The organism is Streptomyces millisiae (assembly GCF_031845425.1).
GTDB lineage: Bacteria > Actinomycetota > Actinomycetes > Streptomycetales > Streptomycetaceae > Streptomyces > Streptomyces millisiae.
In genome coordinates, this window is record NZ_JAVREM010000013.1 from 58,195 (window position 1) to 76,178 (window position 17,984).

Below are 17,984 nucleotides of genomic sequence, written 5' to 3' on the forward strand. Positions count from 1 at the left end.
TGCGGGCATGGAGTCAGCTGAGGTGGTTCGGGGCCTGTGGGACCGCATGCAGGCGAGGGACTGGGCGGGGGTCGGCGAGCTGCTCGCCGAGGACCTGGTGGTGGAGTGGCCGGTCAGCGGCGAGCGCATCCTGGGCCGGGAGAACTACGTGCGGATCAACGCCGAGTACCCCGAGGGGTGGACAATCCGGGTGCTCCGCATCGTCGCGCACGGCGACGAGGTCGTCTCCGAGGTCGAGGTCCCGCACACCGGCATGGGGGTGCACCGGGTGGCGTCGTTCTGGTCGGTCAGGGAGGGCAGGATCGCCCGGGCCCGGGAGTACTGGAGCGAGCTCGGCTCGGACCCGTCCCCGGAGTGGCGGGCGCCGTACGTTCAGCGGGTCTGACCGGCCAGCAGCGCCTCGGTCTCGGGATGCGGATCCGGCTGGCGCCGCGCCCACTCCAGCGGCGTGAGGCCCGTGCCGCCGTCCTCGCGCAGCGTCGGGTCGGCGCCGTGCGCCAGCAGCTCCCGCACCACGTCGGCATGCCCCCAACTCGCGGCGGCACACAGCGGGGTCCCCTCGGACCCCTCCCCCGCGCTCTCCCGATCCGGCGCCGCGCCGGCCTCCAGGAGGAGCCGCACGGACACGGCGTCGCCGTGCACGGCCGCCGCGTACAACGCGGTCATCCCGTCGGCGTCGCTGGCCTCCGGACTCACCCCGGCCCGCAACAACCGCCGCACGACGGCCGGTTCCCCCAACATGGCCGCCACGACCAGCCGCCTCGCACCCTTCTCCCGCCGCCGCCGATTCACGCCGACCGCACGAACGCGGCCCACGCGGCGGCCGGAATCACCAACACGGGGCCATGCGGGACCTTGCTGTCACGCACCGGCATCACGCCGGGAACGCCGTCCGCCACCTCGACGCACTGCCCACCGGCCTCGTTGCTGCGACTGCTTCTGCGCCAGGCGACGGCGTTGAGTACCACTTGGGACGCGCGCTGCGCCATAACGGCCCTCCATGACGGACTGGATCAGTTCGAGCGAAAGATGCGGGGGCAGCGACTGCGCCCGGATCTGATCGTATGCCCTCTGATACTGCTGCACCTCCCGCTTTTCCTCGTAGAGCCGGCCGGATTGTGAGCCCTCCACGTAAGCCGACTCTCGCTGGTCCGGCAAGGTGAGGAGCGTCAATGAACCACCGACGACCGGGTGCTCACCTGCCGCAAAGGGCAGCACCTGGAAAACGAAGCGCGGATCCTTCGCCACATGCAGCAATCGTGCGCACTGCTCGCGCATGGTCGCCGATCCACCCACAGGTCGCATCAGCACCGCCTCGTCCAGCACCACACAGAACTGGCGGAGTTTCGGGTCGGCGAGTCGCGCCTGCCGCTCCAGGCGTGCCGTCAACCGCACCTCCAACTCCTCCGCAGAGGCGAGCAGTGGGTACTGACTCAACAGCGTTCGAGCGTAGGACCGGGTCTGAAGAAGCCCGTGGAAGACGCTGTTCATATACGCCCGCACCGACACGGCCAGGCCTTCCTGCCGCAGATGTTCCTGCGCCCAGTCCGGGAACGCCTCGCGCCGCACGTGCGGCGTGAGTTCGGCGAGCAGGCCGTCCGTGTTCAGCAACTCGTCCAGCTTCTTCGACAGTTCGAGCGTCGGCTTGGCCCCCGTCGCTCGCTCCAGCTGGTTGATGCGGGACTGGACGACGTGCGCCCGGAAGCCCAGGTCGCCCTGAGTCCAACCGGCTTCGAGGCGATACCGGCGCAGCCGGGTCCCGTACAACGCGCCCATCGAGTCGCTGGGGTCGATTTCATTGGCCATGGCGTCACGCCCCTCTGTTACGGCGGTTCGAGGTAATCCGCTCCCCCCTTGGAGAGGTTAGGTCGGTTCGGCCATTCTCGGTCGCGTACGGCGAACAAAGGACCCCGGAGGGTGATTATCTGTGGAGCCGGTAAAGTCCGACCTCTATCTCCTGTGCGGCGAACTGCGCCGGGAACTCGACCGGCACGGCGTGCGACTGCCCGCGCTGATGCCGCTCGCCGAGTTGGACATCGACCCGCCGGAGTGGTCGGCACAACTCATCTGGCTCGGCACCTGCCGCGTCCCGACGGCCCGCCGCCTGCTGGCCACCCTCCGCACGGCGAGGCCACCGGAGCCACGGCCGGACCTCCACACCCTCGTCCGCGAGGCGAACGCCCGCAGCGAGCAGAACCGCGCGCGCAAGAGCGGCCTGGATCCACGATGAGGCGCGCTCTTATGCGGCGTTCTTGGGAGTGAGATCGATAATGAGTTCCGCATCCAAGGCGCGGGCCAGCCGACGCAGTAGCGGGATGGTGGGCACGGTCCCACCGCCCTCGATGCGGGAGATCTGCGGCTGCTTCATCACACACCGTTCGGCCAGCTCCGTTTGCGACAGACCGAGCGCCGTACGCCTGTCGAAGACGAGCTGTCCCAACTCGCGGGCCAGCCCCGCCTCCTCGTACACGCGGTCGTACTCCGGGCTGTCCCGCACCGCTTCACCGAGGAGGCGTGCGGTACGGCGCGCCTTCCACTGGTTGTGGTTCATCCCGCCTCTGCTTTCGAAAGGTCGCTGTTAGCGTGCCCCCATGTTCGCCATAGGTGGGGACCTGCACGTACGGCGGCTCGGGTTCGGGGCCATGCATCTGCCGGCGGAGCCGGGGCCGGCGCGGGAGGGTTCCGTCGCCGTCGCGCGGCGGGCCGTCGAGTTGGGCGTCACGTTGATCGACACCGCGTACCTGTACGGCGGGGGTGCCAACGAGGAGCTGCTGGCGGAGGCGCTGTACCCGTACCCGGAGGGGCTGCTGATCACCACCAAGGTCGGCGTCGCCCGAACCGGGCCCGGGGGTGAGTGGAAGCTCGACGGCCGGCCGGCCGTGCTGCGCGAGCAGGTGGAGTGCGCGCTGCGTCGGCTGCGCGTCGAGCGGATCGAGCTGCTGCAGCTGCACCGGATCGATCCGAAGACGCCGCTCGCCGACCAGGTCGGCACGCTGCGCGACCTGCGGGACGAGGGCAAGGTCGGCCGGATCGGTCTCTCCGAGGTGTCCGTCGACGAGCTCCGGCAGGCGCGGGAGATCGTCGACATCGTGAGCGTGCAGAACCGCTACAACCTGCTCGACCGCGAGCACGAGCCCGTGCTCGCGGCCTGCGAGGCGGCCGGGATCGCGTTTCTGCCGTGGCGGCCCGTCGCCTGGGGGGAGTCGGGCGCGCGGGCCGAGATCGCCGCCGTGGCGGCCGAGGTCGGCGCCACCCCCACGCAGGTGGCGCTCGCCTGGCTGCTCGGGCACTCGCCGGTCGTCCTCCCGATCCCCGGCACGGCGAGGATCGACCACCTGGAGGAGAACGTCGCGGCGGAGGACGTACGCCTGACCCCGGCGCAGCGCGCTCGCCTCGACGCACTGGCCGTGCCGGCCTGAGCCGCGCGTACCCACTTTTTTGTGGGTACTTGTCGGCGGCCCGGCGTGCGGGCGAGGCTGTGTGTGCGGCGGCCGGGAGGGCCTGTCGGGTCGAGGGATCGGGAGGTCGGCGGTGTCAGGTGGCGGCGCGGGCCTCGGTGAGCCGGTTCAGGCGTCGGTGCCCCCAGTCCGACAGGGGAGCGAGGGCGTCGGCGAGTTCGCGGCCGTAGGCGGTCAGGGAGTAGACCGTCTTCAGCGGCAGCTCGTCGTACACCTCCCGGTGCACCAGCTCGTCGGCCTCCATCTCCCGGAGCGCCTGGGTCAGGACCTTCTCGCTGATCTCCGGTAGCCGCCGGCGCAGCTCGCCCGGACGCTGAGGGCCGAACTCCAGGGCCCACAGCAGGGCGGTCTTCCACTTGCCGTCGATCACGGCGATCGCCGCCGTCACTCCGCAGACGTTGGTGTCCTGAGCACGAGCGCGCGTCATCTCCACCCCTCACAACCAGCATTATTGTCGATAAAGCGATAGGAGCCGAGGCATGTCCTCACCTACCGGGTCCTCCGACCAGTCTGCCGTCACCGTCCTCGGTCTGGGGCCCATGGGTCGCGCCCTGGCCGGCGCGTTCCTGGACGCGGGGCTGCGGACCACGGTCTGGAACCGCACCCCGGGCCGTGACGGGGAACTCGTCGCGCGGGGCGCGACCAGTGCCCGAACGGCCGAGGAGGCCGTCGCCGCGAGCGGGTTGACCGTGGTGTGCGTGGTGAACTACGACGCCGCGGACGCCGTCCTGCGCCGCCCGGCGGTCGCCGACGCGCTCAAGGGACGCACGGTGGTGAACCTGACCGCCGACACGCCCAACCGAGCCCGCGACGCCGCCGCCTGGGCAGCCGAACACGGCATCGACTATCTGGACGGCGCGATCATGACGCCGACCACGACCATCGGAACACCGGACGCCGTCTTCCTCTACAGCGGACCGGAAGCGCTCCACCGCGCACACCGGCCGGTCCTGGACGCCCTCGGCGGCACCCACACCCACCTCGGTACGGAGATCAGCCGCGCCGCCGCCTACGACATCGCCCTGCTCGACATCTTCTGGACGGCGATGGCCGGCTACGCGCACGCGCTGGCCGTCGCGCGGGCGGAAGGGGTCACCGCCCGGGAACTGGCGCCGTTCGCCCGGGGCATCGCCACGATCCTGCCGCCGCTGTTCGAACGGGGCGCGGAGGACATCGACAACGGAAGGTACGCCGACGGCATCAACCCGATCACCTCGGCCGTGTCGACCATGTCCCACATCGTCCACACCTCCGAGGAGCACGGCATCGACGCGAGCCTGATGCGCGCCGCCGAGGGCCTGGCCCGCCGCGCCATCGCACGCGGCGACGGCACCGACGGATTCCTGCGGGTCGTCGACGTCATGAGTCCCCACTGAACAAACTCCGTTGACGCCGGCCCGCGCCCGCCGTGAGAACGTGCGGCTGCCGAACGCAGGAGCCGGCTCTGGGCGGCCTGGGCCGGTCAGCGCAGCCACTCCCACAGCGCGTACAGCCGCCGCACCTCCGCGTCCAGCGAGTCGCCCAGAGCCCGGGAGTTGACGTGCGGCAGGCCGCGCCGGCGGCCGGAGCCTTCGCGGACCAGGACGTACCTGCCGGTCGCCCGGGACCCGGTGATCTCGATGGCCCGGATCTCCCGCCACGGGATCCGCCGGGTGCCGAACGGCTGCCGGATCTCGATGTGTTCGGGGTGGGTGACGGTGCGGCTCCGCCGCAGGGCGACGAAGAGCAGCGGGAAGAGGACGAGCACGATCACGGTCCAGGTCAGCAGCACCGTCCCCGGTGCCCCGGCCAGGGACAGGTAGCCCAGCAGCATCACGGGGGCGGCCACGGCGACGCCGGCACCCCGGAGTCCGCGCGCGGCCCGGTAGACGGGAAAGTACGGCTCGTTCGGCATGGCGGGCACGTTAGGCCGCACCGCGCGGGACCCCTCCCGCCCCGGCGGTCACGGCCGGCCGCCCGCCGGGGGGTCGGGGGACCAGCGGCCGGCCGACATGGCGGCCACCACGGCGCTGAGGGTGCGCACCCCCTGGGTCGAGCCGGCCTCCATCCCGACGAGTTCACGGACCCGGCGCAGCCGGTAGTCCAGCGTCCTGGGGTGGATGTGCAGCGCCAGCGCGGTCTTCAGCCGGTTCATGTCGTGCCGGTAGAAGGCGTCCAGGGTGGCCACCAGGTCGGGGCCCGTGGCGAGCCGGCTCCCCAGGTCGCGCAGCCACCGCTCGACCTGGGGCACCTGTGTGGTGCCGAGTTCGACGAAGACGTCGCGGACGGCGTACAGCCGCCGGGGTACGGCCTCGGCGGGCGCCACGCGGCTGATCCTGGCGGCGAGCCGGACGGCCTGGGCGAGTCGGCCCGGCCGGCCCGGGGTCCCGCCGGCCGAGCAGGGCCGGCCGGTCAGCCGCGCGAAGTCGTCGGCGAGCCGCAGCGCGCGCCGCTCCGCCGCCGCCAGCTCGGGCCCCTCCGCGGGGTCGTCGGCGTCGTCCCCGACCGGAGCGTCCGCCCGCACCGGCAGCAGGGCGGCGAACAGGTCCGGTTCGTGCCAGGTCATCGGCGTCCGGGGGTGGTGTTTCAGCAGGGCGTCGACGAGGGCGTCGCCCCGGCCTGGCGTGGCGGGCAGGGGCGGCCCGGTGACCCGTAACACCGTCACCAGGAAGGTGGCGGGCAGCGGCATGCCGAGGCCCTCGGCGAGCGCGGCGGCCGCGGGGCCGTCGGCCAGGAGTTCCCCGGCCAGGCGCCGCACGCGCGCCGCGACGGGCAGGAACCGCCGCTGGCCCGCCACGAACCCCTCGGTGTAGGCGTGCTGCGCGACGGCCCCCTGGACGGACAGCCAGCCGAGCATGTGCATCACGTGGTCGACGTCGTTCGGGCCCGCCGCCTCCTGGACCTCCCGCAGGGTGAGGACGGAGTGCAGTCCCAGCACGCGCCGCTGCGCGGCCAGGGACACGCCCCGTGCGCCGCGCTCCGCGCCGAACGCCCGCAGCATGGCCAGGTCCGCCTCCGTGAACGGCGCGTCCTCGGCGCCCAGTTCGACCTCCCGGCGACGCAGCAGCACCGCGAAGTCCAGCATCGCGGCCCTGGCCTTCGCCTCCCTGGTCACCTCGCGGTACTCCGGCAGCTCGCGGGTGTACACCTCCACGGCGCGGCGCGCGTTGCCGTCGAGCCGGTCGCGCAGCGACGGGAAGAGTCGGCTCATCGCGGCCTCGCCCCCACTCTGCCGGGCCGGCGCCCGCCGCGTCTTCGTGACACCGCGCAAAATCCGGGGACGCCCCGGGCCCGCCTTCGTGACCCGCGGAAAGGTACGGCCGATTCCCGGTTCTCGGCCGCCCGCCCGGCGCAGTCTGGTCCCGTTGTCGACCCGAGGAGGGTGTGATGCACCGCAGGAGAGTGTTCGCGGCGCTGGCGACCGGAATGGTCGGCCTGCTGCTCGTCGTTCCCGGCCAGACCGCGGTCGGCTCGGACGAGCGGGCCGGCGTGGACCGGGGCCGGACGGGCCGCGGCGAGGTCGTCCCGCTGAGCGCCGTCGAGCTGATCAGCCGCTCGGACGCGGGCACCGGCGCGCGACAGGGGGCCGCCGCGCGGGAGGAGAACCGCTACTACCGGGACAGCCAGGGACGCACCCGGTACGAGTCCGGGTCGACGGTCACCATCGTCGACCCGGTCGCCGGCACCACCGTGCGCCTGGACGAGGAGACGCGGGAGTTCACGCGGACGACGGCCCCCGAGGGCCGGGACGGCCAGCCGGCCGCCCCGCCGGAGGCGGCCGCCGAGGCACCGGACGTGGCGCGGCGGCAGCTCAGCTCCGAGCCACGGGACCTGGGCACCCGCCGGATGTCGGGGGTGCGGGTCGAGGGCAGCTCCTACACGGTGACCGTCCCCCGGGAGACGGCGCCCCCGGCCACCCAGGAGGTCACGGTCTGGCTGTCCACCGACGTCCAACTGGACGTCCGCACCCACATCGTGGACGAGACCGGGGCCGAGTACACCAGGAGCTACACGGACATCGAGGCCGGCGTGGAGCCGTCGGCCGACCTGTTCACGGTGCCGTCGGGGTACCGCGAGGCGGACCCCGTCGTGGCGGCGCAGGACACGACGTGCCCGCTGGACATCTCCCCCGACCCGCTGCTCCTGGTGAGCTACGGGTGGGCCCTGGACGCGCGCAGCCAGAGCGGGTCCACGGACGCCGTGAACCGCGGCTGCGTCATCGCCAACAGCGCCGCCGTCGTCGAGTACCCGCTGTGGGCCGCGCCGGTGACGCCGTACCTGGGCCTGCCGTACTTCGAGTGGCTCTTCTACGACACGGGCGGCCCGGTCCCCTATGACGGGTACGTCTCCTTCGGCTCCGCCGGGTTCCTCGCCTACAGCCCCGAGGACACGACGGAGAAGTGGTCGCTGGTGGTCCTGTACGTCTTCGTGTAGCGGCGTCCGCGACGCCCGGCCCGGGGCCGCACCGGCCCCGGGCCGGAAGCGCTCGCCGTCACGTCCGCGGTTCCGCGGCGGGACGACCGCTCGCCTCATCGTCGTCTCACTTCCTGCCCTCGGAAGGATGTGCGCGTCTGGTGGAGATGTAAGCGGTGATGTGACGGGGCGTCAACCGAGAGGAGGCCGCGCGGAAGGTGGGCCGCGCCCACCGCCGTAACCCGTTGCCGCGCCCCCACCCGCACGCGGCCTGACCGGTGTTGTGCGGAGTTGCGCAGATGCGTTGACTTTCTTTCGAACTCGCTCGTACGCTGCGCGCGTTCACGTCCCGTGGTCCCGCGCGACAGCCAGGAGTGATCCCATGACGCCCATCGGACGACGCGCCCTCATCGGGGCGTTGGGAGCCGCCGCCACCGTGCCGCTCGCGGGCGGCACGTCCCTCGCCGCCGGCGAGCCGCCGAGCGGGCTGCGGATGAACGAGTTCTGGGCGCACGACGCGTTCGTCGTCGCCGACCGGAGCACCGGCACCTACCACCTGTACCACACCACGCCGGAGGACAGCCCCGAGCCGCAACTGGTCACGTTCAGCTACCGCAGCCGGGACCTGGTCTCCTGGCAGGGGCCCTACGTCGTCTTCCGGGTGCCGGAGGGCAACTGGGCGAAGGACGGCGGCTGGGCGCCCGAGGTGCACCGCTACCGCGGCCGGTGGTACCTGTTCGTCACCCTGCACGACGCCGACGCGGAGCTGGCCGCCCCGCCCCGGGTGCCGTACCGCACCCACCGGCGCGGCACGATCGTGGCCGTCGGCGACTCGCCGGCCGGCCCGTTCACGCCGCTGGACCTCGAACGCCCGCACACGCCGGACACGTTCATGGCCCTGGACGGCACGCTGTTCGTCGAGCGCGGCCAGCCGTGGCTGGTCTACGCGCACGAGTGGGTCCAGCGGCTCGACGGGACCATGGAGGCCATCCGCCTCGCCCCGGACCTGACCGGCACCGTCGGCGACCCGGTGCACCTGTTCAAGGCGTCCGACGCGCTGGGCATCAACCAGGTGGTGACCGCCGACGCCGCACCGCTCACCTACGTCACCGACGGGCCCCAGTTCCACCGCGGCCGCACGGGCGACCTGCTGATGCTGTGGTCCACCTGGATGGGCCCGTCCGGCGCCCAGTACTACGTGCAGACGCAGGCCCGTTCGGCGTCCGGCACCCTGGCCGGGCCCTGGGAGCAGCGGCCGGTGCTGGTCGAGGACAACGCCGGCCACGGCATGCCGTTCCGCGCCTTCGACGGCACCCTGCTGATGGTCCTGCACCACCCCTTCGGCTCCCCGGACAGCCGCGCCCAACTGTACGAACTCCACGACGCCGGCGACCGCTTCGAACTCGGCCGCCGCCGCCGGGACCTGGACGGCGGCGACCCCTGAGCGGCCCTGGCTAGAGGCGCGGCAGCAGGTCGAGCCACTCCCGCGCCTCGCGCCTCAGCGCGTCATCACCCAGACGATCGACGAGCCACTCCAGGGACGGCAGCACCCACCGCAGCTCGTTCAGGCGCGCCACCTCCCCGGTGGGGCGCTGCCCCGGCCTGATCGGCTCGCCCGGCTCGTGGAGGCGTCCCCCGGCCGCCCGCCGGGCGGCCGCCAGGGCGGCCTCGCGCGACAGCGGCAGGTGGTCGAGGGTGAAGCGGACCGCGCCGTCCGGGGTGAACGCGTCCGGCAGGCCGTCGAGAGGTGGGACGTGGCGCAGCGCGAGGGCCGCGAGGCGGATCCGCCAGTACCCGAGGTAGCCGGCAGGCATGCCGTCGAACCGCTGGGCGAGTCCGAGCAGTTGGGCGGCGAACTCGAAGGCGGCCCGGTACTCGGCGGCCGACAGGCGGCGCGCCGGGGAGCACCGGGTCTCGACGATCTCCAGCATCCCCGTCCACCACTGGGCCGGGGCGCCCTCGGGGAACGCCCGGCGCAGCCAGGAGGCGCGGTCGTCGGGGGGCGTGTCCCGCAGCTCGCGGAACTCCCGTCCGAGGTCTTGCTCTGTCACGCGGGTGACCTTCCGCCGTAGTCGGTGATGCCGTCGAACCGGACCCGGACGCCCGCGTTCTCGAAGGCGGCCACGCCCTGTTGGAGGAAGTTCGCCGATATCTCGGGGGTCGGGGTGAAGTGGCCCGTCATGTTGTCGATCATCGAGACGAGGTTGCGTCCCGGCTCGAAGACCACCTGTCCCGCCCCGTAGACGTCGCCTCCCCCGGTGAGCACGGGATGGTGGATCCCCGGCTGGGCCTGGATGATATGCAGGTTGCTGCCGCTGTCCACCGCCCAGAGGAAGCGCCCTCCGCCGCTCACCGCGTCGTCGAAGGCCTGGGTTCCGGCGGTCAGCGGGGTCAGGCCGGAGAACTCCATGTCCAGCAGTTCGAGCGACAGGTCGTCCGGCCTGTTGTTGGGCACCAGGACCCCGCCCGGATAGGGCGAGAGGCCCAGCGGGTCCGCCCACGCCAGGGGGTTGCGGACGTAGCTGACCGGGTTGGGCGCCGGCGCCAGGCCCAGCGGGTCCTGGGTCGCGTAGCGCGAGGTCTCGGGGTCGTAGTGGCGGAGGACGTTGTAGTGGAGGCCGGTCTCCGGGTCGTGGTACTGCCCGGGGAACCGCAGCGGCGTGTAGGCCGAACTGTCCGCCGGCCAGGAGGTGATGCCCCACAGCGTTCGCCGGGCGCGCCAGGCGACGGTGCCGGCCTCGTCCACGAGCTCGGTCGGGGCGCCCACCAGGTCGGTGACGATGGCGAAGAAGCGGGCGTCGACCTCCTCCTGCCCGGCCGTGTCGATGAGGCGTTCGGTCTGGGCCACCGGCTGGTGACCGTGGTGGTCCCAGGTGAGGGTGACGGGGTGCGGCAGCCCGGGTCCGGTGGTGGTCTGCTCGGCGAGCGTGGGGCCGTCCCAGGTGTACCTGGTCTCCTCGACGACGGTCGCAACCGTCCGCGGCCAGGCGCTGCTTCGCGAGCCGGCGCCCGAAGGGGTCGTAGCGGTACCGCCAGACCGTCCCGTCCGGGGTGACGACCCGGGTCAGCCGGTCCTCGGCGCTCCACTCGTAGCGCCACACCTCCGGCCTGCGGGAGAGCCGGGTCCTGCGCCGTGCCACGACGCGGCCGGCCGCGTCGTACTCGTAGCGCACCCCGCCCGCCCGGGTCAGCCGGCCGCCGTCGTGGGCGCGCTCGCCCTGGGCCTGCGCGTCGGGGCGACGCCCCGGCCAGGTGGCGTGCGTCTGGTTACCCGCCGGGTCGTAGGCGTACCGCTCGACCCAGTCCCCGGACCGGACCTCGGTGACCCGCCCGGCGTCGTCCAGGTCGAAGCCGACGCCGCCGCCGGCCCGGTCGTCGATGTGGACGGGGACGCCGTCCGGCCGGTAGCGGTAGGAGCGGTGTTGGAAGGGGGCGTCGGCCACGGACACGGTCTGGTCGATCAGCCTGCCGGCCGGGTCCCAGCCGTGGGTCAGCAGCAGGGAGTCGCCCACCTGGCGCGCGACCTCGCGGCCCGCCGCGTCGTGCGTGAACGCGAGCCGGTGGCCCGAGGTGGTCAGGGACGTGCGGCGGCCGGCCGCGTCGTAGGCGTACTCGGCCACGGCGCCGGTGGGGGTGGTCCGCCCGGTCCGCCGGCCCGCCGGGTCGTAGGACACGGACAGCGTGCGGCCGTCGACCGACTCGGCGACGGCGCGCCCCCGTGGGTCCCGCTCCCAGCGGATCTCGCACGCCGGCGCCGTGACGAGCAGCGGCCGGCCGGCGGCGTCGTACCGGTAGCGCGTGACCTCGCCGTCGGCGTGCTTCTCGGTGATCCGGCCCAGCGCGTCGCGCCGGTAGGTGACGGTCTGGCCCGCGGCGTTGGTCCGGCTCGCGACCCGACCCGCCGCGTCGCGCTCGTACGTCACCCGCCGCCCGTCGAAGTCCCGCTCGGCGACGAGGCGTCCGGCCGCGTCGTACTCGTACTCCCAGGCCAGCCCCTGGGGGTTGGTGACCCCGGTCAGCCGGAGCGACGCGTCGTGCCGGAACTCGTAGCGGACGCCGCCGGGTTCCGTCCGGGCCGTCAGCACGTCGAAGTGCGTGTACTCGTACTCCGTGGTCGCGCCGTTCGCGTCCGTGTGGCGGAGGCAGTTGCCCTCGCCGTCGTAGGTCCAGGACCGCTCGCCGCCGTCGGGCGCGACCACCCGGGCGATCCGCCCGTCGACCGTCCACCGGTACCGGGTCACGGCGCCGAGCGGATCGGTGGTCTCGCTGACCCGGCCGAAGGCGTCGTACCGGCGGGTCACGCGGTGGCCCAGCGGGTCGGTGATCTCCAGGGGGAGGCCGGCGGCGTCGGTGCTGACGCGTGTCGTGGCGCCGGTCGCGTCGGTGACGGCGACCAGCCGGCCGTCCTCGTACGTGAACCGCGTCGTGGCACCGGTCGCGTCGGTCACCGCCGTGCGGTTGCCCCGCGCGTCGTACGCGTACCGCCAGACCGCCCCGTCGGGGTGGCTGACGAGGGTGGGGCCGCCCAGCTCGCCGTACTCGATCCGCGTCGTCCCGCCGTCGGGGTGCTCGACGACGACCGGCCGTCCCGCCGGGTCGTGGGTGAAGCGGGTGGTGTGGCCGAGGGGGTCGGTCCTGGCGGCGAGCAGGTGCCGGTCGCCGTCGTACGCGAAGCGGGTGATCCCGCCGCAGGCGTCGATCTCGGCGAGCAGCCGGTGGGAGGCGTCGATGACGTGGCGGGTCGTCTCGCCCCGCGCGGTGGTGAGGGTGGTGACGCGGGCGTCCGGCCAGTCGGGGTGGGTGCCGTCGTAGGCGAGGGAGAGCGCCAGGTGGCCGGCCTCGCCGCCTTCGGCGACGCAGCGGTCGTGGTCGTCGTAGGTGTAGGCGTAGCGGCGGTTGTTGGTGTCGGTCCAGGAGGTGACGCGCAGGCGGTGGTCGTAGGTGAACCGGAGCGGCTGTCCCGCGGGGTTGAGGACGGCGGTGAGGTTGCCTTCGGTGTAGGCGTAGCGGCGGATGAGGGTGTCGCCGAGGGCGAGCGCGGTGACGCGGCCGTGTTCGGTGGTGAGGGTGAGGTGGTAGCCGCCGGAGTGCCGGATGGCGGTGGGCGCGCCGTCGGGGTCGTAGTCGATGTCGACGCGGTTGCCGTTGCGGTCCGATATCCCCAGGATCCGGCAGTCGCCGTGCTCGTCGGGGCGGCGGAAGTGCCGGGTGTGGCCGGTGACGGGGTCGGTGAGCGCATAGCCGCCGTCTTCCTGCCGGGTGAGGGGCCAGCGGGGGCCGGTCTCGGGCAGCACGGCGAAGCCCGGCTGCTTGGGGTGGGGGTAGGCGAGGACCATGCCGTCCTCGCCGAGGAAGACCACACCCTGCTCGTCGACTTCGAGGCGCTGGTCGATCGTGGAGGACCAGGACGGGCCGAACCACCGGCCGGCGAAGTAGCCGGACTCGACCCGGCGGGTGAAGGCGAACGGCAGCGTCCCCGGCAGCGTCACGTCGGTCGCCGCCAGGTACATGTGGCCGGTGGCCAGGTCGACGGGGTCGGTGCCGGCGCTGGGGATCATGTCGCGGGGCCGGGCGAAGGCGGAGCGCATCCCGTCCGCGATCATCGTCCGGCCGCGCGACGCCAGCCCGCGCACCCCGGCGGCCATGCCGCGCAGCCCGCCACGCGCCAGGGCACGGGCGCCGGCCGCGAGGCCACCGAGGGTGGTGAGACCCTTCATGCCCGGGATGCAGTCAAGCGCCGCGAACGCCACGTCCCACAACGAGGCACGGCCGTTGGCGTAGTCGTAGAGGGTGTCGGCCAACACCACCAGCGCCGCCGCCAGCACCACCCAGGCCAGCGGGCCGCCGATGATCATCACCACGATGCCCAGCACCGCGACGACGACCTTGCAGATCTCCACGATGGTGTCCCAGTTCTCCGACACCCAGTGGATCGCGTCCTCCCACCACCGCCGGTTCTGGATACCGGCATCCGACGCCTCGTCGATCTCGGAGGCACACGTGCTGGCCGCCTCCTCCCGCATCTCCTTGGCATCCAGCGCGAGTTGACGCGCGGCGGACAGCGCCTCCTCGGCGGAGTCGACCCGCGACTGGGCCGAACTCGCCGCGCTCTGCGCGGCGTTCGCGTCCCGAGTGGCCGCCCGCACCTCCGCCTCGGACGGCGGCTCGACGCCGTCCCGCTCCCCCTCACGCTCCAGACGCTCGGCCTCGTCACCGGCGCGGGACACCCAGTCCTGCGCGTCCGACAACGCCGCCCGCGCGCTGGACAGGTCGGCCTGCGCCGCGACCGCCCGGTCCAGGGCCCGGTCCGCCATGCCCTGCGCCGTCTCCAGCTTCGGCCAGTACGCCTGCAACGCCTGCGCCGCCATGTCGTACGACGTCCGCAGCTTCTCCAGATTGCCCGGCACCCCGTCGAACTCGGAGCGGAACGCCTCCGCCGACAGCCCGGCCCAGTCCATCACCGCCCGGTCCTCGGCCATCCCGCGAACGCGGCCCAACGCCTCGCCGACCTCGTCGGCAAAGGTTTGCAACCCGTCCGCCAGCGTGCGGACCTCCTCCGGGTCGCCCGGCGTCGGGTCGGAGTCCATGTCGACGGGACTCCAGTCGGCTGGTCGCGCCATGGTCGTTCGCCCCCGCAATCACCATCTGGCGGATGATGATCCGACAGCATAGACCCATGGCCGCCGGCGCGCCGGGGGGCTATCCCCGCCAGGCGGTGAGCAGTTGGTCCGGGCCGACGAGTCGCCGAGCCGGACGTGGCCCCTCAGATCCCCAGTACCACCTTGGCCGTCGTGAAGTAGATGACCAGGCCCGTCGCGTCCACCAGCGTCGTCACCATGGGGGCCGAGACCACCGCCGGGTCGATGCGGAGCTTCTTGGCGAGCAGCGGCATGGTGCCGCCGACCGTGGAGGCCCAGGTGCAGATGACGATCAGGGTGATGGCGACGACGGCGGCCAGGTCGGCGCCGACGAAGACCGCGCCGACGGCGAAGCCGACCACGGCCAGCATCAGGCCGAGCAGCAGGCCGGTGCGGCACTCGCGCCAGATGACGCGGATCAGGTCGGAGGTGCGCACCTCGCCGACCGCGAGCGCGCGGACGGCGGCGGTGGCGGCCTGGGCGCCGGTGTTGCCGCCGGTGCCGATCAACAGCGGGACGAAGAGCGCCAGTTGGGTGACGGATTCCAGGGTGCTCTCGAACGCCTGGTTGACCGAGACGGTCAGCGTGGCCGCGACCAGCAACAGCAGCAGCCACACCATCCGGGTGCGGGAGAGCTGGAAGACGCTGGCCGACATGTAGTGCCGCTCCAGCGGCTCGGCGCCGGCCTGCCGCGCCACGTCCTCGGTGTCGGCGGCCTCGATGACCTCGAACGCGTCGTCGCTGGTCAGCAGGCCGACGAGGCGGTCCTCGCTGTCCACGACCGGCAGGTCGAGGACGTTGGTCTCGCGCATCAGCCGGGCCGCGGCCTCGGCCGGCTCGGTGGCCTGGGCGCGCGGCGGCTCGGTGACCACCAGCTCGGAGACCATGGCCGTCGGCTCGCTCAGCACCAGCTCGCGCAGCTCGACGATGCCGGTGAGGCGGCGCCCCCGGTCCACCACCGGCAGGGTGTAGATGGTCTCGGCCCGGGCGCCGCGCCGGCGGACCACCTCCAGGGCCTCGCCGACCGCCAGGTCCTGCTGGAGCGCGACGGTCTCCGGCGTCATGAAGCGGCCGACCGAGCCCTCGGGGTAGCCGAGCAGCGCCGCCGTCATCTGCCGCTCGTGCGCGCTGAGCCCGGCCAGCACCCGCTTGGCGACCTTGGCCGGGGCCTCCTTCAGCATCCGGGCCCGGTCGTCCGGGTCCAGGTTCTCGACCAGGTCGCGGAACGCCTGGTCGCGCAGGCCCTCCAGGATCTGCTGCTGGTCGACGGGGTCGAGCTCCTCGAAGACCTCCAGGGCGCGGTCCTTGTCGAGCAGCCGGAAAGTGATCACGGACTGCACCTCGTCCATCCGGGCGATCTCGTCCGCGATGGCGTAGGGCGGCTGGGTCTCCAGCCACTCCAGGGCGCCGGCGAGGTCCTGCTCCTCGAGGAGCATGGGCAGGTGGGTCATGGCGAGGGAACCCCCAGGAAACGGAAGGCGAGCACGGGCATCCGGGGCACGCGCACACGCCAGCCGCCCCAGGGCCCCTCGGAACCTGGGCGACTATCTGGGCTGACCGGCGTGGCGCGGGGGATGACTGGGAGGGTCACTGCGCATCGCAGCGTCACCTCCCGCCGTGTCGTTCCACCAAGACCGTGTTCAAGGGTACTAGCCATCGAAGACGATCATGGCAAAAATTCCGACATAGCGGACAGTCAGTCCGTCGGGTCACATGAATGTTTGCCCAAGCCGGAGAAACGAGCCGGCGGAAACCGGCTCAGCCCACCCGGCTCAGCCCACCCGACCGAGCACGATCGAGGAACGGGCCGGAACCGCCGCCCCCGGCTCCTCGGCCGGGGCGATCCCGATCGCGTCGCCCTCCAGCGCCGCGAGCGCCGGCTCGAAGCGCTCCGGGGTGTCGGTGTGCAGGGTCAGCAGCGGGGCCCCGGCCGTCACCCGGTCCCCCGGCTTGGCGTGCAGCTCCACGCCGGCCGCCGCCTGCACCGGGTCCTCCTTGCGCGCCCGGCCGGCGCCGAGCCGCCAGGCCGCGACGCCCACCGCGTAGGCGTCGAGGGTGGTCAGCACCCCGGAGGCGGTGGCCGTCACGGTGTGGGTCTCGCGGGCCGTCGGCAGCGGCGCGTCCGGGTCGCCGCCCTGGGCCTCGATCATCCGCCGCCAGCGGTCCATCGCCGAGCCGTCCGCGAGCGCCGCCGCCGGGTCGGCGTCCGGCAGGCCTGCCGCCGCCAGCATCTCCCTGGCCAGCGCCAGCGTCAGCTCCACCACGTCCGCCGGGCCGCCGCCCGCCAGCACCTCGACGGACTCCCGCACCTCCAGCGCGTTGCCCGCGGTCAGCCCCAGCGGCGTCGACATGTCGGTGAGCAGCGCCACCGTCCGGACCCCGTGGTCGGTGCCGAGCCCGACCATGGTCTCGGCCAGCTCCCTGGCGTCCTCGTACGTCTTCATGAACGCGCCGGAGCCGACCTTGACGTCGAGCACCAGCGCGCCGGTGCCCTCGGCGATCTTCTTGGACATGATCGACGAGGCGATCAGCGGGATCGACTCGACGGTGCCGGTCACGTCCCGCAGCGCGTACAGCTTGCGGTCCGCCGGCGCCAGGCCCGCGCCGGCCGCGCAGATCACGGCCCCCGCCGCGTTCAGCACGTCCAGCATCTCGTCGCCCGAGAGACCGGCCCGCCAGCCGGGGATGGACTCCAGCTTGTCCAGGGTGCCGCCGCTGTGCCCGAGGCCACGCCCGGAGAGCTGCGGGACGGCCGCGCCGCAGGCCGCGACCAGCGGCGCCAGCGGCAGGGTGATCTTGTCGCCGACGCCGCCCGTGGAGTGCTTGTCGGTGGTGGGCAGCGGCAGCTTGCCGAAGTCCATCCGCTCGCCCGAGGCGATCATCGCCGCCGTCCAGCGGGCGATCTCGGCCCGGTCCATGCCGTTCAGGAAGATCGCCATGGCCAGCGCCGACATCTGCTCGTCGGCCACCTCGCCGCGCACATAGGCGTCGATGACCCAGTCGATCTGCGCGGGGGTGAGGGCCAGGCCGTCCCGCTTGGCCCGGATCACGCTGATCGCGTCCATACCGTTCACGTTCTCTCAGTCGCGTTCCAGCTGCCAGGCGTCCGGGAGCAGTTCGGCCAGCGGCCGGATGCCGTCCCGGGTGTCGACCAGCAGTTCGGGGCCGCCGTGCTCCATCAGCAGCTGCCGGCAGCGGCCGCACGGCAGGATGATCTCGCCCCGGCCGTCGCAGCAGGTGAAGTGGGTCAGCCGGCCGCCGCCGGTGGCGTGCAGCGCGGACACCAGGCCGCACTCGGCGCACAGGCCGAGCCCGTAGGAGGCGTTCTCCACGTTGCAGCCGGAGACGGTGCGCCCGTCCTCGGCGACCAGCGCGGCGGCGCCGACCGGATAGGCCGAGTAGGGCGCGTAGGCCCGGGACATGGCGTCCCTGGCCGCCGCGCGCAGCGCCGACCAGTCCACGCCGTCGTGGGGGTTCGTCACCCCGGTATCGTCAC

At 73.1% G+C, this 17,984-nt stretch carries 17 protein-coding genes and 1 pseudogene; 6 read left to right on the top strand and 12 right to left on the bottom strand.

Features of this window, described 5'->3' with window-relative positions; all coding sequences use genetic code 11:
• Positions 1-7: 7 nt before the first annotated feature.
• Positions 8-385 carry a nuclear transport factor 2 family protein gene (locus tag RNC47_RS13605; RefSeq protein ID WP_311598639.1) on the top strand — a complete coding sequence of 126 codons (378 nt, stop codon included), beginning with the start codon at positions 8-10 and terminating at the stop codon, positions 383-385.
• Here the strand turns inward: RNC47_RS13605 and RNC47_RS13610 are convergent.
• Genes RNC47_RS13610 through RNC47_RS13620 form a run of 3 tightly spaced genes read right to left on the bottom strand, consistent with a single transcriptional unit; the run spans position 373 to position 1,806 of the window.
• Complete coding sequence (locus tag RNC47_RS13610; RefSeq protein WP_394814782.1) at positions 373-741, bottom strand: ankyrin repeat domain-containing protein; 369 nt, start codon at positions 739-741, stop codon at positions 373-375. The two genes, RNC47_RS13605 and RNC47_RS13610, sit on opposite strands and share 13 nt — an antisense overlap.
• 47 nt (positions 742-788) lie before the next feature.
• The gene (locus RNC47_RS37625) at positions 789-899 is read right to left on the bottom strand and encodes a DUF397 domain-containing protein (RefSeq protein ID WP_394814776.1); all 111 of its coding nucleotides are present in this window, start codon (positions 897-899) and stop codon (positions 789-791) included.
• A complete protein-coding gene (locus RNC47_RS13620; RefSeq protein ID WP_394814777.1) occupies positions 862-1,806 on the bottom strand; it encodes a helix-turn-helix domain-containing protein in 945 nt (314 codons plus the stop codon). Before RNC47_RS13620 ends, RNC47_RS37625 begins: the two co-directional genes overlap by 38 nt.
• A 121-nt stretch (positions 1,807-1,927) precedes the next feature.
• Here RNC47_RS13620 and RNC47_RS13625 point away from each other — a divergent pair, with 121 nt between their 5' ends.
• Entirely contained in the window at positions 1,928-2,230 is a 303-nt protein-coding gene (locus RNC47_RS13625; RefSeq protein ID WP_311598642.1) for a hypothetical protein, read from the top strand.
• A 9-nt stretch (positions 2,231-2,239) separates the two neighbouring features.
• On the opposite strand, the gene RNC47_RS13630 is transcribed toward RNC47_RS13625, so the two are convergent.
• A complete protein-coding gene (locus tag RNC47_RS13630; RefSeq protein ID WP_311598643.1) occupies positions 2,240-2,551 on the bottom strand; it encodes a helix-turn-helix domain-containing protein in 312 nt (103 codons plus the stop codon).
• A 40-nt stretch (positions 2,552-2,591) separates the two neighbouring features.
• On the opposite strand from RNC47_RS13630, the gene RNC47_RS13635 reads away from it, so the two are divergent.
• Positions 2,592-3,419 (top strand): aldo/keto reductase, encoded by an 828-nt coding sequence (locus tag RNC47_RS13635; protein ID WP_311598644.1) that lies wholly within the window; start codon positions 2,592-2,594, stop codon positions 3,417-3,419.
• Positions 3,420-3,534: 115 nt separating this feature from the next.
• Here the strand turns inward: RNC47_RS13635 and RNC47_RS13640 are convergent, their stop codons facing one another.
• Entirely contained in the window at positions 3,535-3,885 is a 351-nt protein-coding gene (locus RNC47_RS13640) for a winged helix-turn-helix transcriptional regulator (RefSeq protein ID WP_311598645.1), read from the bottom strand.
• Between the two features lie 52 nt (positions 3,886-3,937).
• On the opposite strand from RNC47_RS13640, the gene RNC47_RS13645 reads away from it, so the two are divergent.
• Positions 3,938-4,834: an NAD(P)-dependent oxidoreductase gene (locus RNC47_RS13645; protein WP_311598646.1), complete on the top strand. Its 897-nt coding sequence runs from the start codon at positions 3,938-3,940 to the stop codon at positions 4,832-4,834.
• An 86-nt stretch (positions 4,835-4,920) separates the two neighbouring features.
• Here RNC47_RS13645 and RNC47_RS13650 read toward each other — a convergent pair whose 3' ends face one another.
• Together RNC47_RS13650 and RNC47_RS13655 are read right to left on the bottom strand one after the other, a co-directional pair.
• Positions 4,921-5,352: a PH domain-containing protein gene (locus tag RNC47_RS13650; RefSeq protein ID WP_311598647.1), complete on the bottom strand. Its 432-nt coding sequence runs from the start codon at positions 5,350-5,352 to the stop codon at positions 4,921-4,923.
• 48 nt (positions 5,353-5,400) lie between these two features.
• Positions 5,401-6,648: a PucR family transcriptional regulator gene (locus RNC47_RS13655; RefSeq protein WP_311598648.1), complete on the bottom strand. Its 1,248-nt coding sequence runs from the start codon at positions 6,646-6,648 to the stop codon at positions 5,401-5,403.
• A 176-nt stretch (positions 6,649-6,824) separates the two neighbouring features.
• Here RNC47_RS13655 and RNC47_RS13660 point away from each other — a divergent pair, with 176 nt between their 5' ends.
• A complete protein-coding gene (locus RNC47_RS13660; RefSeq protein WP_311598649.1) occupies positions 6,825-7,871 on the top strand; it encodes a hypothetical protein in 1,047 nt (348 codons plus the stop codon).
• Positions 7,872-8,232: 361 nt separating this feature from the next.
• The gene (locus RNC47_RS13665) at positions 8,233-9,294 is read left to right on the top strand and encodes a glycoside hydrolase family 43 protein (RefSeq protein ID WP_311598650.1); all 1,062 of its coding nucleotides are present in this window, start codon (positions 8,233-8,235) and stop codon (positions 9,292-9,294) included.
• A 603-nt stretch (positions 9,295-9,897) separates the two neighbouring features.
• Here the strand turns inward: RNC47_RS13665 and RNC47_RS37630 are convergent.
• From RNC47_RS37630 to RNC47_RS13685, 5 genes and pseudogenes are all read right to left on the bottom strand, one after another.
• Positions 9,898-10,698 carry an RHS repeat-associated core domain-containing protein gene (locus RNC47_RS37630; RefSeq protein ID WP_394814783.1) on the bottom strand — a complete coding sequence of 267 codons (801 nt, stop codon included), beginning with the start codon at positions 10,696-10,698 and terminating at the stop codon, positions 9,898-9,900.
• A 2,533-nt stretch (positions 10,699-13,231) separates the two neighbouring features.
• Positions 13,232-14,470, bottom strand: a pseudogene (locus tag RNC47_RS37760) (DUF6531 domain-containing protein); the annotation flags it as partial.
• Positions 14,471-14,613: 143 nt separating this feature from the next.
• A complete protein-coding gene (gene mgtE, locus RNC47_RS13675) occupies positions 14,614-15,939 on the bottom strand; it encodes a magnesium transporter (protein WP_311598653.1) in 1,326 nt (441 codons plus the stop codon).
• Positions 15,940-16,260: 321 nt separating this feature from the next.
• A complete protein-coding gene (locus tag RNC47_RS13680) occupies positions 16,261-17,553 on the bottom strand; it encodes a thymidine phosphorylase (protein WP_311598654.1) in 1,293 nt (430 codons plus the stop codon).
• A 15-nt stretch (positions 17,554-17,568) separates the two neighbouring features.
• Entirely contained in the window at positions 17,569-17,970 is a 402-nt protein-coding gene (locus RNC47_RS13685) for a cytidine deaminase (RefSeq protein WP_311598655.1), read from the bottom strand.
• Positions 17,971-17,984: the final 14 nt, after the last annotated feature.

Bases quoted from the DNA above. Each gene is read 5' to 3' on its own strand.
- RNC47_RS13640 (WP_311598645.1), bottom strand. From the start codon at position 3,885: ATGACGCGCGCTCGTGCTCAGGACACCAACGTCTGCGGAGTGACGGCG.
- RNC47_RS13680 (WP_311598654.1), bottom strand. From the start codon at position 17,553: ATGGACGCGATCAGCGTGATCCGGGCCAAGCGGGACGGCCTGGCCCTC.
- RNC47_RS13610 (WP_394814782.1), bottom strand. From the start codon at position 741: ATGTTGGGGGAACCGGCCGTCGTGCGGCGGTTGTTGCGGGCCGGGGTG.
- RNC47_RS13650 (WP_311598647.1), bottom strand. From the start codon at position 5,352: ATGCCGAACGAGCCGTACTTTCCCGTCTACCGGGCCGCGCGCGGACTC.
- RNC47_RS13605 (WP_311598639.1), top strand. From the start codon at position 8: ATGGAGTCAGCTGAGGTGGTTCGGGGCCTGTGGGACCGCATGCAGGCG.
- RNC47_RS13660 (WP_311598649.1), top strand. From the start codon at position 6,825: ATGCACCGCAGGAGAGTGTTCGCGGCGCTGGCGACCGGAATGGTCGGC.
- RNC47_RS13655 (WP_311598648.1), bottom strand. From the start codon at position 6,648: ATGAGCCGACTCTTCCCGTCGCTGCGCGACCGGCTCGACGGCAACGCG.
- RNC47_RS13635 (WP_311598644.1), top strand. From the start codon at position 2,592: ATGTTCGCCATAGGTGGGGACCTGCACGTACGGCGGCTCGGGTTCGGG.
- RNC47_RS13645 (WP_311598646.1), top strand. From the start codon at position 3,938: ATGTCCTCACCTACCGGGTCCTCCGACCAGTCTGCCGTCACCGTCCTC.
- RNC47_RS13620 (WP_394814777.1), bottom strand. From the start codon at position 1,806: ATGGCCAATGAAATCGACCCCAGCGACTCGATGGGCGCGTTGTACGGG.
- RNC47_RS13630 (WP_311598643.1), bottom strand. From the start codon at position 2,551: ATGAACCACAACCAGTGGAAGGCGCGCCGTACCGCACGCCTCCTCGGT.
- RNC47_RS13665 (WP_311598650.1), top strand. From the start codon at position 8,233: ATGACGCCCATCGGACGACGCGCCCTCATCGGGGCGTTGGGAGCCGCC.
- mgtE (WP_311598653.1), bottom strand. From the start codon at position 15,939: ATGACCCACCTGCCCATGCTCCTCGAGGAGCAGGACCTCGCCGGCGCC.